18 protein-coding genes and 1 pseudogene are annotated in these 16,574 nt (G+C 42.5%); 4 read left to right on the forward strand and 15 right to left on the reverse strand.

Annotated features, from left to right (window positions below):
- Positions 1-236 precede the first annotated feature (236 nt).
- Positions 237-701: a MarR family transcriptional regulator gene (locus NSQ22_RS18230; RefSeq protein ID WP_230459188.1), complete on the reverse strand. Its 465-nt coding sequence runs from the start codon at positions 699-701 to the stop codon at positions 237-239.
- Positions 702-822: 121 nt separating this feature from the next.
- Here NSQ22_RS18230 and NSQ22_RS18235 point away from each other — a divergent pair, with 121 nt between their 5' ends.
- A complete protein-coding gene (locus tag NSQ22_RS18235) occupies positions 823-1,992 on the forward strand; it encodes an IS256 family transposase (protein ID WP_008880572.1) in 1,170 nt (389 codons plus the stop codon).
- Between the two features lie 159 nt (positions 1,993-2,151).
- Here the strand turns inward: NSQ22_RS18235 and NSQ22_RS18240 are convergent.
- Positions 2,152-2,349 (reverse strand): annotated as a pseudogene (locus NSQ22_RS18240) (helix-turn-helix domain-containing protein); the annotation flags it as partial.
- Between the two features lie 500 nt (positions 2,350-2,849).
- Here NSQ22_RS18240 and NSQ22_RS18245 point away from each other — a divergent pair.
- Together NSQ22_RS18245 and NSQ22_RS18250 are read left to right on the forward strand one after the other, a co-directional pair.
- Entirely contained in the window at positions 2,850-3,764 is a 915-nt protein-coding gene (locus NSQ22_RS18245) for a tyrosine-type recombinase/integrase (protein ID WP_081157674.1), read from the forward strand.
- Between the two features lie 38 nt (positions 3,765-3,802).
- Positions 3,803-4,060 (forward strand): hypothetical protein, encoded by a 258-nt coding sequence (locus NSQ22_RS18250; protein WP_081157675.1) that lies wholly within the window; start codon positions 3,803-3,805, stop codon positions 4,058-4,060.
- Between the two features lie 153 nt (positions 4,061-4,213).
- On the opposite strand, the gene NSQ22_RS18255 is transcribed toward NSQ22_RS18250, so the two are convergent.
- The 7 genes from NSQ22_RS18255 to NSQ22_RS18285 form a co-directional block, all read right to left on the reverse strand.
- On the reverse strand, positions 4,214-5,092 hold the full coding sequence (locus NSQ22_RS18255; protein ID WP_087960355.1) for an IS982-like element ISGth1 family transposase: 879 nt from the start codon (positions 5,090-5,092) through the stop codon (positions 4,214-4,216).
- Positions 5,093-5,253: 161 nt separating this feature from the next.
- Positions 5,254-6,399 carry an ABC transporter permease gene (locus NSQ22_RS18260; protein WP_081157635.1) on the reverse strand — a complete coding sequence of 382 codons (1,146 nt, stop codon included), beginning with the start codon at positions 6,397-6,399 and terminating at the stop codon, positions 5,254-5,256.
- A gap of 1 nt (position 6,400) precedes the next feature.
- Positions 6,401-7,522 (reverse strand): ABC transporter permease, encoded by a 1,122-nt coding sequence (locus NSQ22_RS18265; protein WP_081157636.1) that lies wholly within the window; start codon positions 7,520-7,522, stop codon positions 6,401-6,403.
- A 26-nt stretch (positions 7,523-7,548) separates the two neighbouring features.
- On the reverse strand, positions 7,549-8,484 hold the full coding sequence (locus tag NSQ22_RS18270; RefSeq protein ID WP_087960356.1) for an ABC transporter ATP-binding protein: 936 nt from the start codon (positions 8,482-8,484) through the stop codon (positions 7,549-7,551).
- 118 nt (positions 8,485-8,602) lie between these two features.
- Positions 8,603-9,709 (reverse strand): sensor histidine kinase, encoded by a 1,107-nt coding sequence (locus tag NSQ22_RS18275; RefSeq protein ID WP_087960357.1) that lies wholly within the window; start codon positions 9,707-9,709, stop codon positions 8,603-8,605.
- A 9-nt stretch (positions 9,710-9,718) separates the two neighbouring features.
- On the reverse strand, positions 9,719-10,357 hold the full coding sequence (locus NSQ22_RS18280) for a response regulator transcription factor (protein WP_081157660.1): 639 nt from the start codon (positions 10,355-10,357) through the stop codon (positions 9,719-9,721).
- 240 nt (positions 10,358-10,597) lie between these two features.
- Positions 10,598-10,855, reverse strand: coding sequence for a DUF3949 domain-containing protein (locus tag NSQ22_RS18285; RefSeq protein WP_081157658.1), 258 nt, complete (start codon positions 10,853-10,855; stop codon positions 10,598-10,600).
- Positions 10,856-10,981: 126 nt separating this feature from the next.
- Here NSQ22_RS18285 and NSQ22_RS18290 point away from each other — a divergent pair, with 126 nt between their 5' ends.
- The gene (locus NSQ22_RS18290; RefSeq protein WP_081157659.1) at positions 10,982-11,242 is read left to right on the forward strand and encodes an NUDIX hydrolase; all 261 of its coding nucleotides are present in this window, start codon (positions 10,982-10,984) and stop codon (positions 11,240-11,242) included.
- Positions 11,243-11,505: 263 nt separating this feature from the next.
- On the opposite strand, the gene NSQ22_RS18295 is transcribed toward NSQ22_RS18290, so the two are convergent.
- The 6 genes from NSQ22_RS18295 to NSQ22_RS18320 all read right to left on the reverse strand — a co-directional run bounded on the left by NSQ22_RS18295 (position 11,506) and on the right by NSQ22_RS18320 (position 16,572).
- Positions 11,506-12,384, reverse strand: coding sequence for an IS982 family transposase (locus tag NSQ22_RS18295; RefSeq protein ID WP_008881892.1), 879 nt, complete (start codon positions 12,382-12,384; stop codon positions 11,506-11,508).
- 109 nt (positions 12,385-12,493) lie between these two features.
- Positions 12,494-13,539, reverse strand: a protein-coding gene (locus tag NSQ22_RS18300; RefSeq protein ID WP_076611651.1) for an IS630-like element ISBs2 family transposase whose coding sequence is annotated in 2 segments (ribosomal slippage) — positions 12,494-13,033 and positions 13,036-13,539 — 1,044 coding nt in all. Because the reading frame shifts where the segments join, the coding sequence is not laid out codon by codon here.
- Positions 13,540-13,679: 140 nt separating this feature from the next.
- Positions 13,680-14,159: a 23S rRNA (pseudouridine(1915)-N(3))-methyltransferase RlmH gene (gene rlmH / locus NSQ22_RS18305; RefSeq protein ID WP_041264774.1), complete on the reverse strand. Its 480-nt coding sequence runs from the start codon at positions 14,157-14,159 to the stop codon at positions 13,680-13,682.
- A gap of 83 nt (positions 14,160-14,242) precedes the next feature.
- On the reverse strand, positions 14,243-14,392 hold the full coding sequence (locus NSQ22_RS18310) for a CxxH/CxxC protein (RefSeq protein ID WP_008880799.1): 150 nt from the start codon (positions 14,390-14,392) through the stop codon (positions 14,243-14,245).
- Between the two features lie 66 nt (positions 14,393-14,458).
- Entirely contained in the window at positions 14,459-15,676 is a 1,218-nt protein-coding gene (locus NSQ22_RS18315; protein WP_035499498.1) for a trypsin-like peptidase domain-containing protein, read from the reverse strand.
- 101 nt (positions 15,677-15,777) lie between these two features.
- Positions 15,778-16,572 (reverse strand): MBL fold metallo-hydrolase, encoded by a 795-nt coding sequence (locus NSQ22_RS18320; RefSeq protein ID WP_008880801.1) that lies wholly within the window; start codon positions 16,570-16,572, stop codon positions 15,778-15,780.
- Positions 16,573-16,574 lie beyond the last annotated feature (2 nt).

Consider the following 16,574-nt stretch of genomic DNA (forward strand, 5'->3'; position numbering starts at 1 on the left):
CAAGACTCAAGGGAGAAAAATAACTGATAGGTAGAGCGAGCAGCGGAAACACATCATTTTTGGCAACGATAGTAAGTATCTGTTTAATATCCCAAGTAATGGTGTCTCTATTTATGTGTATACAAATAACAAAGCACATCTACTTGTTTTTTCCACACGGAGGTCGAAAGTGGATCTCACCTCTATATCCAGCTTTACGAATAATTATGGTACAGTTCACAAAAATGCACAGAACATTATTTTTGTTTTATTTTCTTCGTTTCCCGCTTAAATACTTCAGTAGTTTTCCTAATATAATCATTTATTACTTCCATTTCTGCTGGACTATACTTAGATACAACCTTCCCTATTTCCTGTCCAAATGATTGGAAATATGGCCCTAATTCAGAGCCTATTTTTTCAAAATTTGCTTTAATAATCACCTTTCGCCTATCGTCTGGATCTCTATCCCTATATACAAAATTCTTCTTTTCAAGCCTGTCCACAACTGTTGTCACCATGCCCGTTGACAAGCCTGTTATTGATGCTATTTCCCCAGCGGTCAATCCTTCAAATGGGATGATTCCCAATACTTTATAATCTGTTAAATTCAACCCCACTCTTTCTGCTACCGTTTGATGAAACATAATTAAAGCCAAACTGAACTCTTTTCCCAAATTTATCGACCTTTGTTCATTTGATTGATTATTTATCGTTGACAAGTTCATTACCCCGATGATGTATAAAATTTTGTGTAAAGCATTTTGCTAGAACAAAAGAAAAAAGGTAGGGTATTCTCTGATTTGGACCACAACACATTCCAGAGAAAGGAGTACCCTACCTATGTCTAAAAGAAGTATACCGAATGTCGACTGGGCAAATCAACTGGAAAATGCCATTCGTCAGTTTGTAAAAGAAAAATTAGAACTGATTATGCGGGAAGAAATCAAAAATTTCCTCGAAATCGAACAGGCTGGAACGCCGAATATGAGAAACGGCTACTATCAGCGAAATCTAGATACACAATATGGCCGGATTGAGGGTCTTTTGGTTCCAAGAGACCGAAACGGGGAATTTCAAACACAGTTGTTTGCCCCTTACCAACGGCACACGGGCTGGCTGGAGGAAGCAATCATTAGGATGTACCAAAGTGGCATGAGCACGCGTGAAATTGGCAAGTTTATCGAACGAATTCTAGGAAGCACCTATTCTCCTGCGACGATCAGCCGGATTACCGATGTCGTGAAGGAAGACATCGAGAAATGGCACGCTCGTCCACTACACCAGCGTTATTCGGTCTTATATTTGGACGGCTTGTACGTGAAACTTCGCCGGGATACGGTAGAGAAAGAAGTTATTTATGTGGTATTGGGGGTGAACGAAGAAGGGTATCGTGAAATTCTTGATTTCTTCGTAGGAGGACAAGAAAGCGCCTATGTATGGCAGGAGATTCTCCAACAGCTCTACAAAAGAGGCGTCAAGGAAGTGCTTCTTGGCGTCTTCGATGGCCTTCCGGGGTTGGAGGAAGCCTTTAAGGCGGTGTATCCGAAAGCCGATGTGCAGCGCTGTGTCGTGCACAAAGTCCGCAACACCCTCAGCCGTGTTCGGAAAAAAGATCAATTCGAAATGGCGGAGGACCTGAAACTCATTTATCGTTCTCCGAATAAAGAAATCGCATTGGAGATGTTTCAACAGTTTCAATCCAAATGGTCTCACAAATACCCAAGGGAAGTCCAATCTTGGGCAAATGAGTTGGATGTCCTTCTCACCTTTATGGACTATCCAAGCAGTATTCGAAGTGTGATTTATACGACCAATGCCATCGAACGAACGATCAAGGAGATTCGGAAACGCCTAAAACCGATGAACAGTTTGAGCAGTTTAGAAGCCGCTGAAAAAGTCGTATATTTGACGATACAGGACTTTAACGAGAAATGGGCAGGGCGAAAGTTGCGAGGATTTGCCGAAGCGCAAGAAGCCCTTCAACGAATGTTTGAAGAACGTTATTGTTAACCAAATATTGTAAATAAACAAAATAAGGGGATTTTCCCTTTCCACACAAGAGACTGAATATTCAGTCTCTTGTGTGAAGGAAACCGGTTCCCTATCCATTCCAAATCCATTTCAGAGATACCCTATCTATCTTACATTACACAAAATTCTTGACGGTACCAGACCGCGCTGGGCGTAGGCATGAATATAGTTATAAATAGTTTTCTTGGATCGACCAATAATCGTTGCGATTTCTCCTTTGGTATATCCCTGCAAATGAAGATAAATCGCTTGGTAGCGTTCATATGCTCGTTTACTTTTTGCTTCTTTCATGGCAGTGGACAACTTTTCGATCTCGTCTTTGTGATTTGGCATCATATTTTCTCTCCGTTCCCCTATTTTCTCTTTGTATTTATTCGCCGTGGAACGGGAGAAAACCTTTATTTCAATTTATATATAAAGGATTGTTTTGGTCAATATCATTACTTTTTTTAGCATATTTCATATTTAATATTGCAAACAAATCTACAGTCCGTTGTATTACCAGAGAAATGTTCAGCGACACAAATATGTAAATATGATCTTTTCTGAAAAAACTTATAAATCAACAACAAGTAACCATCCCCCTTGATATACAAGGGGTTTTTCTCATTTGTAGAGGGTTGACAAAATATGTTGCATTCAACAATACCCAACAAAACGAGACGAGATTTTTTCTCGTCTTTTTTATATGATTAAACTAGTCATATAATCTACGTTATATGTCTAACAATCTATTCTTTTTTATGATATACTCGTCATATAATGTTATTTTTTCAATCGATTTTTTGCTCTTCGAACCCTTTTAAACTCGTCGTATAAGTGAAAGGATGAAAAAGATGCTACACGAATATGAAACGTATTTGCAAGAGAAGGGGTTTTCTCCTAACACCGTGATCTCCTATCTCAATGACGTGAATCAGTTTTTGAAAGACTTGCATCTTCGTCCAGGCGATTACGTTACGTCGGCCGACATTCGCAAATGGATTCAGCAAATGTTGAATCCGGTAGAAGGGAAACCGTTGGCTATCTCCACGATCAATCGCCGTCTGAATTCGCTGCGAAGCTTCTATGCGTGGGCGGTCAAACATCATAAGCTTGAGCAGAACCCAATGAAAGACATCCAGGATTTAAAATCAGCCGATGAAGATAACGAAAAAATCATGTGGCTCACAGAAGAAGAATTCGAGGACTTATTGCATCGGATGCGGAAAAAACCGGTGCAAAGCCGGGGAGTCGATCCTGAAGAGAAATATCGCCGGGACCGTGCAGTGGTGTACCTGCTTACCTATGCAGGATTGCGAGTAGAGGAGTTATCCAATTTAAAATTAACGGACTTAGATTTAGAGATGAAACGAATTCGGATCGTGGGAAAGGGGATGAAGGTTCGGACGGTACCGATCTCGAATATCTTGCTGGCAGAACTCGAGGATTGGCTTAAGTTTCGCGCGGAAATGGCGAAAAAGAAACCGCATGTGGCCGAATCGCCATACGTCTTTTACAGCCAACGTTCTCCGAAGTTTTCGGTAAGGGGCATCCAGCGAATGATCGAAAGCTACAGCCTGCCAAATAAAAAACTGACGCCCCATATGTTTCGGCATACGTTTTGTAAGTGGATGTTAAAGGCGACGAACAACGATATCGAGAAAGTGCGGAGGCTTGCTGGTCACAGTAATATCGCCACGACATCCCGATACTTAAAAGACAGCTATAGTGATTTGGCGGATGCCGTGGAGGCGTTGCCAAAGTTCTAACCCAAATAAATTTATTCCTGAAGGGAGAAGATCTGTTTATGACGAAGCGATTACAAGTCATTGACGGGTATTTTGACGACAATACGTTTTATATGCGTAGCATTGCTGGATTTCCATTAGAAGGTCGCTTCAAAGCCGCTGGTCTTCGTTCGTTAGCACGATTGATCGACGAAAACGAACCTTTTTCGTTCATCATGGGGCAAAATACCATGATCCATGTCCCCGTAGTGCTGAATCGGCAGCTGAAGCAGGAACTGTTTATGATTGTGGAGAAGCTGGAAGCTGAAAAGGAATAAAAATAACGGAAGAGACAGAGGAAAAACAATGATGAGACTTGAAAAAATCATTTTCTAGGAATTAGAATACAAAGCGATTATGATTATCTGAAAATACTAGAGCGAGAGAAGCACAAGAAAATAAACCAAGTTACCCGTGGTGCTAGTTGAGTCTTAACGCTCAACTAGCCCAAGAACAACAAGGGAGTAAGCCAGTAAAATACCATCCAGTGCCGTTTCAAATCCAGAAACCGAGTTCGCTCGAATCTCGGTGATCCGATACGAATCGACTAAAATCGAAAACACGGTTTCAATCACTTTGCGTTTTCGTTTCATCCACTGTTTCCATGCGTCGGATTGGAGAATTCGCTGATTTTTTCGAACGGGCGTCCAAAAAGCGACTCGATGCTCTTCGTACAGCTTCTTTTGCAGTTTTTGGCTGATGTACCCTTTGTCACCTAGGTTATATGGATGTGGAATTTGCGTCATGACGGTTTCAGCGGCCACCCGGTCGTGACAAGACGCTTCGGTGACAACATATCCCATCGGAAGCCCTTGGTCGGTGACCTGCAGGTGAAGTTTCAACCCATAGAAAGTGATCCTTTTGGAAGCACAATAGCCAATATCCGCAATTCCACGAAACCGTTTGGCGCGATACATTCGAGCTGAATGACACAGCTCGATCGGCAAACTGTCCACGACCGCATACGCATGGTGTTGTCCACGCTTGGCCAGCTGGTGCCGCATCCACTTGATCGCAAAGCCAAGCGCTCGGCAGCGACGGTTGTATCGAGAACGTTCAGGGAACAAGTCCTTGGAAAACAAATTCCCGATCACAAACCGGTGCCAAGCCCGTTCGGAAGTGAAGCCTAACAACTTTCCAAGGACATGGACGGCGATGATGACCTCGTCCTTCTGTTTCAACAAATGAAGATTTCGACGTTGAAGATGAATCTGGATACTCGATAGTTGAGCTGATACAAAACACAAAATCGATACATATTGTTTTTGAAGTTTGGCTCGATCTGTTGTAAAATGAAAGTGCTCTTGCATGTGAATTCTCCTTTTAAATGTTTGGTCGCACTTTCATTTTAAGGAGATCCTCATGCAAGGGCTATTTTTATGCTTGTCTGATTTTATCTAGCACCACGGGTATAGTGATGTTTTGTAAAATGATCACCTATATTTGCCTAACCATGGGAAAGAGACATTGGTTATAAAAAATTGCCCACACTATGATTTCTCCCAAATTTGTAAACAGCAATTAAGAAAAAAGCGAGCGCAAAGGCAAAGAGAATCAGTATATTTAAATATAAGCTTCCGAAATGATGCCCTTGCTGTAATTTCAATAGCGTATCTAACGCCCACCGCTGCGGAAGAAAATCAGCCATTTTTTGCGCAAACGCAGGCATAATATCCACTGGCCAAAAACATCCAGCAAGCATGCATGTAGGAACCGTTAATAAATTTTGCATCGCTCCTGAAGAAGCGGAACTGCTCGCAAAAGCCACTGTCATTAACGCTACTCCAATGGCTACCAAGGCAAAAAGCATAAGGATCGTTGTCATTTGCCAAAAAGGAATATTTGTTTTGATGTGAAATACTGTATCCATCATGATTAGCGTAATGATAATCTGCCCCGTCATTACGATCATGTTGACGATGACATTTGATAATACATACTGCTTTGCATTAATAGGAGTGGATAATAATCGGAAATAGGTTCGATTTTCTTTTTCTTTAATAATGATTTCGGCTAAATTTCCCGCCGATAAAAGCATGATCATGAGCAAATATCCGATCGTTTGATACGTCATATATTTGTGTTTCGATGTATCTTGTAACGAATGGACTGACATGTTGAACGGAGCTTGCTGATAACGTTTGTACATCTCCAAAAACGTATGTTCATCCCCTTTTGCAATTTGGCCGAGGGCAGCAATATTATCGATGTAATGATACAGATACGATTTGATAAAACCTGTAATTTCTGTTCCCCGGATCGAAACGATTTGAATATGGCTAGGACGTCCTTCTTGAACGCTTTGTGAAAACCCTGAATGAAAAATAACCACACAGTCTAGTTTTCCAGACGTGATTTTGTCGTCTATTTCCGATTTCTTCACCTTCGTAACCGATATATGTTCAATGCTTTTGATAAAACGTATCGTATCATTGGTAATATAATGAGGATCATGGTTTATCATACCGACATGCAACTCCTTCGCTGTAGAACCTCCGTAAGCAAGTAGAGATATTATAATCCCGATCAATGGAGTACCAAAATATAATAGTATATTTCTTTTGTTGCTAAACGTCCTTTTTAATGTATGCCTTATTAGCCAAACGAGATCGCGCATCTTATAATCCCTCCCGTCTTGTGAGCGACATCCCTGCAATCAGCAAAAACAATGCTGATAATCCGACATTTAGGAGCATGGCAGGAAAGCTGGCGGACAAATCGTTGGCATAAATCATTTTCGTAATAGCCGTGTTTGCCCATGTGAGCGGAGAAAGATTAGTAATCAACCTTGCTATTGTACTTGTAGCTTCTATTTTAAAATACGCCCCGCCAAAGAAAGACGCTAACTGTATCACCACCATGACAATCATTTTCGCAGCTCCTTCTGTCCTTGCAATGTAGCTGATGCCTAGCCCGAAACTAACGGCGAATAGTACTTCGGTGAACACTACAAGGTATACGAGTGCAAGATGGTTTCCCCAATACGCTTTGAAGACAAACTTACTGAAAACGATGATAATGGCAACGCAAAGAAAATTGGTAACCATGCTTCCGAGTATTTTTCCGATAAAAATTTCACTTTTATGAATTGGCGCCGCTAGTAACCGATCTGCTGTTTTCCGTGTTCTTTCTCCCCTTATTAAATAACTGGCCGATACGGCTCCATAAAGAGCAATCATCGTTGTCATCGTAATGGCATAATAGTCCATGGCGCCTGGTTGTCGTTTAGAATGCAGGGGGGTTTCTTGTATATAATCATCACGATGGCCGTTGTTCATCAGCATATGGACTTGATTGGGCTTTACTTGCACCACAGCCGCAACCATATTATATTTATCGGCAAAAGCAGCCACCATTCCTTGAATAATACTGCCTTTGACCGAATTGCTATTGTTCGTATACAGCTGTACGCCTTGATTATCGATTTCCATGTAACCGTCATAATTTCCCTGCTTGACCTCTCTTCTCCCATCCATATGATAGGAAGCTTTTTTGAAATGAATGTCAGATTTCTTTGCTTCTTCTATAAATGTACGAACATATTTGGAAAACTCCCCAGCCGTTTTGTCTTTGTACAAAACATGAATATCCCCTACCGAAATGGTGGAATCAAACGCATTGGAAAGAGCCGTACCAAGTATTAACATGAGCACAATCGGAAATGCAAGCATAAAAACAAGCGTTCTCACATCGCGAAACTCTCTTTTTATTTCTTTTATGGCAATATTAACGATATTCAAGGGCAAACCTCCTTTGTATTACAAGGCTAATCTCTTAAATTTCTTCCCGTTAAGGTAAGGAAGACCGTTTCTAAATTTGGTGACTTTTCTTCCAGTGAACGTATTTCTACGCCATCATTCATCAAACATTGGATAATGCGGTTAAGGTTATTGACTCCTATATCCGAGCTGATTTTCACCATGTTTTCTTCGCATTGCACTGCCTTTACTCCACTAATGGCTTTAAGTTTGTTGATATCCATGTTATCCATTGATTTGACTCCAATCCAAACGTCTTTTGTATTCGTGATAATCGCTTCAAGCTGTTCTTTCGTTCCCTCCGCAATGATTTTTCCATGATCAATGATGGCAATTCGCGTGCAGATTTCTTCGACTTCCTCCATATAGTGGCTTGTATAAATGATCGTGCATCCCATTTCGTTGAGCTTTTTGACAGAGGCCAAAATATAATTTCTAGATTGCGGATCAATGCCCACGGTAGGCTCATCCATAATAATCAGCTTCGGTCGATGGGCGATCGCGCAAGCGATATTTAATCTGCGTTTCATTCCGCCTGAAAAATTTTTCGGATAGCTTTTTTGTTTATCGCTTAATCCGACAAACTGTAATGCTTCTTCTACCCGCTCATGTAGCTGGGAACCACGCAGTCCGTATAAGCCGGCAAAAAATTTCACATTTTCATATGCCGTTAAATCTTCATAAATCGCAATATCTTGGGGAACGATACCGATATTTCCTTTCGCAAAATGGCTATGTTTGCCAATGTCTTTTCCAAGAATCTTGATCTCACCCGCATTGGGACGCAGCAGCCCGGAAATCATATTGATTGTCGTACTTTTCCCAGCGCCGTTTGCCCCGAGGAATCCAAATATTTCCCTTTCCGCCACCGTTAAAGACATATTATCTACTGCGATGAAGTCGCCAAATTTTTTCGTTACGTTTTTGATTTCTAATATGTTCATCCTTTCACCCTCTTTACCTGCTTTATGTTGCTTATTATAGAAAAAAAGACGAACCCCTGTAAGTGTAGGAGTTCATCTTCTTCACATGAGAATTTTCATGTTTTCTGCATGAAGTCATTCATTGAAGAATAGGAAGCAACGTTGTCACAGAAAAGCCTTTTGTGCCATCGACAATTACAGTACCGTTTACCGAAGCGGCCCGTTCTTCCATTCCCATGATTCCAAGGCCTTTTTTTATTTTTTCGGCGCCTTTTCCATTATCTTTCACTTCCACTTTAATGAGAGTGTTAAGTACATGAATCTCAACGGAAACGACAGTCGCTTCCGCATATTTCATCGCGTTCGTCAACGCCTCGGTAATATTCTCATAAATAATTTTCCATTGAATAGGGGAAATGACCTCCAAATCCCCTTTGCATACAAGCGGAATTCGAATATGATGTTTAGCCGAAAATTCCTCTATGAATAATCTCACTCGATTCATACCGATTTGTTCGGATGGAGGCTTTATTTGTTTTAACGTCATTCTTATATTTTCAATTCCTTCTTTCGAAATATGGATGGCATTTTGCAATAGTTCTTTTGCTTTTCCTTTGTCCATATCCATTAAGCGTTTCGCCGCTTCCATCTGAATGAGTGCTCCGGTCATGGAATGTCCGATTTTATCATGGATTTCTTGAGACAGCCGGTTTCGTTCCTCTAATTGCAGCGTATATTCTGACTGCTTTATGTATTCATGATATTCGTTTAAACTCTTGGTTAATCGTTGCATATCTTTCCGCATTTTATCAAGGCGGTCTTCCAATTGTTCTGTTCTAAACGTGTACTGTTTTGCCATGGTAACACCCATAAAAGTAAACGACGCAACAAGTCCATATATAGGATATACGTCTTCTTGGACAAAGAAAATTGGAAGCAAAAGCAAGAGAAACAGTATCCATTTTTTACGTATATGGCCAGAAACGAATTCATATAGATTGATGGGCAAAAGCAAAATAAATAAAGGGTAAATATAGAAACTCGCAGTAAGTATAAGACCGATCGATAGCAGCACCGCGCCCTTTTTCACTGTATCTTTTTTGACGATGTAAATGACCATATTGATACAAAAGTAGACAAGAGAAGAAAAGACAAACCAAGAAATAGCGGTATTATCAGAGTACACGTAACAGACAGCCACGTAGACCCACACGATTAGTTTGCTCAGGATGAACCAAAGCTCCATTGATCTCCCTCAACTAATTTTTCCTGTTAAATAATAAATGGCAATCTGTGTGCGATGCTGTAATCCTGTTTTATCTAAAATCGAAGTGATGTAATTGGCGACTGTTCCTTCCGATATAAAAAGCTGTTTCGAAATCTCTTTGTTCGAAAGCCCTTTCGCAATGAGAGACATAATTTCCATTTCTCTTTCCGTAAAAAGGCTCTTGTCGACTTTAGGTTCTGCTTCTTTTTCTTCTTTTAAGCTGAACTTGATCTTTTCCATTACAACATCCTGCATAATGATATTTCCGTTATATACTGCTTTAATCGCTTCCCGTATTCTCTCTGGGTCGGTATTTTTCAAAAAATATCCTTTCGCGCCGTTTCGGACGGCATCTAAAATATATTCATCGTCATCAAAAGTAGTAAGTATAAGCGGTTTCGTCTTTGTTTGCTCACATATGAGTTTGGTCGCTTCGACCCCGTTCATATTCGGCATACGCACATCCAATAGCGCGATATCTACATCATGATTCTTGCAGTAATGGAATGCTTCTTGTCCATCATTCACTGTCGCTACGACCTCAAACTCATCGTACGTGCTTAATATAATTCGCATTCCTTCGCGAACAAAGGAATTATCATCGGCTATAATGACTTTTATTTTCATCGGTTTTGGCGAAGAGGTGTCCGTCATCCCTATTCACATCCTTTCCTCTCTTTTCATTTTACTATATTTATCTCCACAACCGGATATATGTGTAGGAATATGGATAAAATGGACACCTACTTCCTCCTATCATCTCCAAACATCTTTCTACAACAGATACACTCCGTAAACATCAGTCAATAGATCCGTAAGGAATGGAGCGAAACAGCCGTGGTGCATCTGACCCGCACACCCCCACTTTTACTCCTTTGTATTGCAATGACGCAATCGATACAAAAAATGAGCAACAAGCGCAGCAGGCCAATTCATTATATTTCCTTGCATGTGGTAATGCAGCTGTTCTTCTTCAAACGACATATTTTCATACATTTGTTCTTGCGAAAGCTTCGATTTTCTTGTCCGTTCTTTTATCCCCGATATATACAAATATTGAATCGGAACCATCACAAAGAAATACAACAAAGCAATGCCTCCAAAAAATAGCCATGCAGATGACATCACACACTCCCCCTTTTTATTATATTACGAACCAAATTTCCAAAAGTTTCATTTCCATTGTAATGGATAAAAGGAATTTCTTCTATATGCGCAGAAATACAGAACAAAGAATAGGAGGAGGGACGGATGGAACATCCAAAAACGTTACTAAGAAAAAACAGTTATGCCATCATGGAAGATGAGTATAGCCGTATGTATATTTCTGTCCCAGAAAACGAATCGGTGGTCATTCTTGCGAAGGAAAAAAATGCGTTTTTACTGATTGAACAGTTTCGCCAGCCAATCGGTTCCTGCGTCATACAGCTCCCTGGCGGAGGAGTAGAGCGTGGAGAAAACTTGGAGCAGGCGGCAAAACGAGAATTGCTCGAAGAAACAGGATATGAATGAGAAGCCGTTCATTATCTTGGCAAACTGTATCCTGCACCCTGGCGTTCAAACGAAGTCACTCACGTATTTTATACCGATCAGGTTCACCAACGCAGCCAGCAAAAGCTGGAAGCCCATGAAACGATTAAGGTACAAAAAATTAATGTCCAAGACTGCCTGAAACAAGTCAGAGAAAACAAACTTCATGATGCCGAACTTTGCTATGCTTTGCTGCAGGCGCTGTTGAAAGGATATATATATATACCCGTGGTGCTAGTTGAGCGTCAACGCTCCACTAGCCCAAGAACAACGAGAGAATGGGCCAATAAAATGCCATCAAGCGCTGTTTCAAATCCAGAAACCGAATTGGCACGAATTTCCGTAATCCGAAATGAATCCACTAAAACCGAGAACGCAGTTTCGACGATTTTGCGTTTTTGCTTCATCCATTGTTTCCATTTTTTTGATTGCGCAACTCGTTGATTTTTCCGAGCAGGCGTCCAAAAAGCGATTTTGTATTCATCGTATAGTTTCTTTTGCAAGGCTTGGCTCACATATCCTTTGTCGCCAAGTGTATACGGATGAGGAAGTTGGGCCATCACGGTTTCCGCAGCTGTCCGGTCGTGGCAGGATGCTTCGGTCAGGACATATCCCATCGGAAGCGCTTGGTCGGTAATCTGAAGATGAAGCTTAAATCCATAGTAAGCCATCTTTTTGGATGCACAATACCCAATATCTGCGATTCCTTGAAATCGTTTGACGCGATACATTCGTGCGTGGTGGCAGAGTTCAATGGGTAAGCTATCCACCACCGCATAAGCGTGATGTTGTCCACGTTTGGCGAGTTGGTGACGAATCCATTTGATCGCCCAACGCAACGACCGGCATCGACGGTTGTATCGAGAGCGCTCTGGGAACATTTCCTTTGTGAACAGGTTTCCAATGACAAATCGATGCCAAGCCCGTTCCGAAGTAAACCCCAGCAATTTTCCAAGAATGTGAATGGCGATGATGACCTCATCCTCTTGCTTCAACAAATGACAATTTCGACGTTGTAAATACATCTGGATACAAGGCAATTGTTCTGATACAAAGAATAAGATCGCGGCATATTGCTTTTGAATTTTTGCTTGGTCTATTGTAAAATGAAAGTGCTCTTGCATGGGACTTCTCCTTTTGGATGTTTGTTCGCACTTTCATTTTAAAGGAGATCCTCATGCAAGGGCTGTTTTTATGTCTTGAGATTTTATCTATATAAGTTGAATTAAAGATTTACAACTGAACACACAAACGATCGATCGTTTGTTCTGGTTTCTGGTTGATTCGCTGAATAAAGGCTTGGACATTCTTTCTAATTTCTTGCACACTCGAATAGAACACGTTGTAAATCACGTCTGATTTCAGCCATTTCCATAGCCCTTCAATCAAGTTCAATTGCGGACTGTATGGTGGCAAAAAGACGAGCTCTAACCGATCTTCGTGTTCTTTTAAAAATGGCTGAATGAGTTTGGCATGGTGAATTCGAGCGTTATCTAAAATCATCACTATTTTGCCTGTGGGATAGCGTTCTAACACAAGTTGAAGAAATCGAAGAAATGTTTCCGCGTCATAGCATTCTTCTTCGATGCAAAACACTTCCCCTGTTTCGTAGTTCAACGTGCCAATCAGCTTCAGCCCTTGATGTTTTCCAAACGTCGGAATGATTCGTTGTTTTCCTTTGACAAACCATGTTTTTTGAATCGCTTGGTAATCACGAATCATCGACTCATCTTGAAAGAGGACATGGGCGATGTTCCCATCTACCAGTTTTTTTTTACTTCAGGGAAGGTGATTTCGACGAATTCTTTTTGTTTCTCTTCATCGGCATTGGCTAGTGTATAGGTCGGTTTCGTATAGCTTAGCCCTAACCGATGCAGAATGTCACTTGTTCCGCGAAGCGTGTATGTTGGCCCCCACTTTTGTTGAATGAGTTCAGCGATTATCGCAAGCGTCCAATTATATTTTGCTTCGAATCCCACATCTACGGGGAGCTGATGTTCAATGATCAAAGCCAGCTCTTTTTCCTGCTCAGGGGTCAATCGACGTGGGGCGCCAGGTGAGTATTTCATCTCCAGTCCATCAAGACCGCGCTGGGCGTAGGCATGAATATAGTTATAAATAGTTTTCTTGGATCGACCAATAATCGTTGCGATTTCTCCTTTGGTATATCCCTGCAAATGAAGATAAATCGCTTGGTAGCGTTCATATGCTCGTTTACTTTTTGCTTCTTTCATGGCAGTGGACAACTTTTCGATCTCGTCTTTGTGATTTGGCATCATATTTTCTCTCCGTTCCCCTATTTTCTCTTTGTATTTATTCGCCGTGGAACGGGAGAAAACCTTTATTTCAATTTATATAGCACCACGGGTATCATTTATTTATGATTCGGTTCTTTCCTTGTTGGTTCCTAAAAAACCATTTACTTATGATACGGTTCCCCTCGGTTAATCCGAAACGCACGATAAATTTGCTCAAGCAAAATAAGGCGCATGAGTTGGTGTGGGAAAGTCATTTTGGAAAACGACAATGCCTCGTCAGCACGAGCCATCACTTGTTTGCTTAAGCCAAGCGATCCGCCGATAACAAAAACCACTTTGCTTTTTCCATAAGTGGCAAGCTCATCGAGGCGAGCGGCGAATTGTTCGGACGATTTCATTTTCCCTTCAATGGCAAGCGCAATAACATGGGCATCGTGTGGAATTTTCGCCAACAGCCGCTCACCCTCGCGCTGTTTAATTTGTTCTTCCTCGAGTTCGCTAGCCCGCTCAGGGGTTTTTTCATCAGCGACTTCGATGATTTCTATTTTGGCGTATGCAGATAGGCGCTTTGTATACTCTTGCACCCCTGCGATCAAGTATTTTTCTTTCAACTTACCTACAGCTGCAATGGAGATATGCACAAGTAATCCCTACCTTATAAACAACTTATCAACAACAATTATCCACATATACACAACACATATCCACATGTTGTGCAAAAATATCATTTTCCTACTACATATACAGCCGTTTTTTCACAAAATCGGCACTGTTGTTCATTGTTATCCACAGGTTCGATATCAGGCGCCTGTTCTGTCTCATCCACATATTCGTCAATGGCGATATCAATATGTTCTTCACATGTGAATATCATCTTTCTCGCCCCTTTCCTTGTGGAAAAAAGAAGGAGCGTTCCCGCTCCCTTCGCTGTTTTTTTTGTTTAGTACGACTCGGGCGCCAGTTTCATCGTGATCGTCCGCTTTTTCCCATCACGATAAAACGTGACTTCCATTTGCTCTCCAACTGATTTTTTCGTATACAAATACTTGCGTAAATCAAGCACGTTACGGACTTTTTCGCCGTCTAGTGCCACGATGACGTCAAACTGCTGCAAACCTGCTTGCGCAGCCGGCGACATCGGCACAACTTGGATGACTGCTACTCCTTCTGTCACGTTCGACGGTAAATGAAGCGTCGCCTTCAAATGGTACGATGGGATGTCGCTGAGTGAGCGGAGCTCTACCCCCATGTATGGCCGACGTACTTGTCCGTATTTTTCCAAGTCGGAAATAATCGGGATGGCTGCATTGATCGGAATGGAAAATCCGATCCCTTCTACCGCTTCTTGAGCAATTTTCATCGAATTAATTCCGATCACTTGTCCTTTCATGTTCACGAGAGCACCGCCACTGTTGCCAGGGTTAATCGCCGCGTCTGTCTGCAATACTTCCGCGTTCCAGTCCGGTGTGCCGTCTTGATCCAAGTCGACTTCCACCGTCCGGTTCGTCCCAGAAATAATTCCTTGCGTCACCGATCCAGCAAACTGTAAACCAAGCGGATTGCCGATAGCGATGACCGGCTCACCCAGCTTCACTGTATCAGAATTGCCGAATTGGGCGACTTTTTTTACGTGTTTCGCGTCAATTTCCAACACAGCTAAATCCATGAGCACATCGCTGCCGAGCAGCTTGGCCGGCACTCTCGTTCCATCTTTTAAACTCACTTCCAACTGGCTAGCGTTTTCAACGACATGGTGGTTCGTGACAACAAACGCTCGGCCACCAGCCTTTTTATAAATAACGCCCGACCCAACACCGGCTTCGCCTCCTTGCGACCAAAAACCCGCTGCCTGAATATTGACGACGCCGACAACCGCATCGGACGCTTGATCGATCGCTTTCGTTACCGCTGTTGTCACATCAACAGAAACACTTTGCTGGATGGGGGGAGCCCCGTTTTCCCCTTCACGTTCTTCCTCTCCGCCCTGCGGCGGCACAACCTCATATGGGAGGACGTCCCAACGGGAAAGTGTCGGGATGGACATGAGGACGAGCAGCCCTCCTAGTATAGCACCGACAAGCGCAGAAACGAACGAACCGCTGCGCCGTTTTCGTCTCGTCTGTCCATTCGGTTCATAATGGTCATCGTAATATCCCATGCTCACCACCCCTTTCTCATTCATCTCCATCCCTCATTATAATCATGAGCAGGACAAAAAATCCAACAAATGCATTTTCTTCAGTTTAGACAAAAGAGGCATCACACATACGCCAACGCTGTCGCTTGACGCGGGTCAGTATCGTACAGACGAAAGCGGTCGCCGACCTCCAGACCCCTCTGCTCAAGCGTTTGCGTCACGGTCATGCGCGCCAGCTCCTTCATATTGTTATCTTGGCTTAAATGGGCTAAATAAATTTGTTTCGTCCGTTCGCCAATCACATCAGCGAGCACAAGCCCCGCTTCTTCATTGGAAATATGGCCGACATCACTTAAAATGCGGCGCTTGACGTTCCACGGATATCTCCCCATTCGCAACATCCCGACATCATGGTTACTCTCCAATACAAATACGTCGGCGTTTTCAATCGTCTTTTTCATCCGCTCACTCACATAGCCGGTATCCGTGAGCAAGGCGAGCTTTTTCTCTCCATAGTGGAAGACGTAAAACATCGGCTCGGCTGCATCGTGGGAAACACCGAATGATTCAACGTCAACATCGCCAAACGTTTTCACCGTGCCGAGCGGAAAGACAAATTTCTGCTCGGTCGGGATGTCACCGATGGCCTGCTCCATTGCCCGCCACGTTTTTTCATTCGCATAAACCGGCAGACGGTACTTGCGGGCGAGGACGCCGAGCCCTTTAATGTGGTCGCTATGTTCATGGGTCACAAGCAGCGCATCAAGCTGCTTCGGATGGCGGCCGATTTCCGCGAATAGCTGCTCGAGCTGTTTGCCGCTCAAGCCGGCATCGACAAGCAGGCGCTGGCTGTCTGTTTCGATGTAAAAGGCGTTGCCAGTACTGCCGCTTGCTAGTACACTAAATCGCATTGTCATTT

Origin of the sequence: Geobacillus sp. FSL K6-3411, from assembly GCF_037965715.1 — a bacterium.
GTDB classification, from domain to species: Bacteria; Bacillota; Bacilli; order Bacillales; family Anoxybacillaceae; genus Geobacillus; species Geobacillus thermodenitrificans.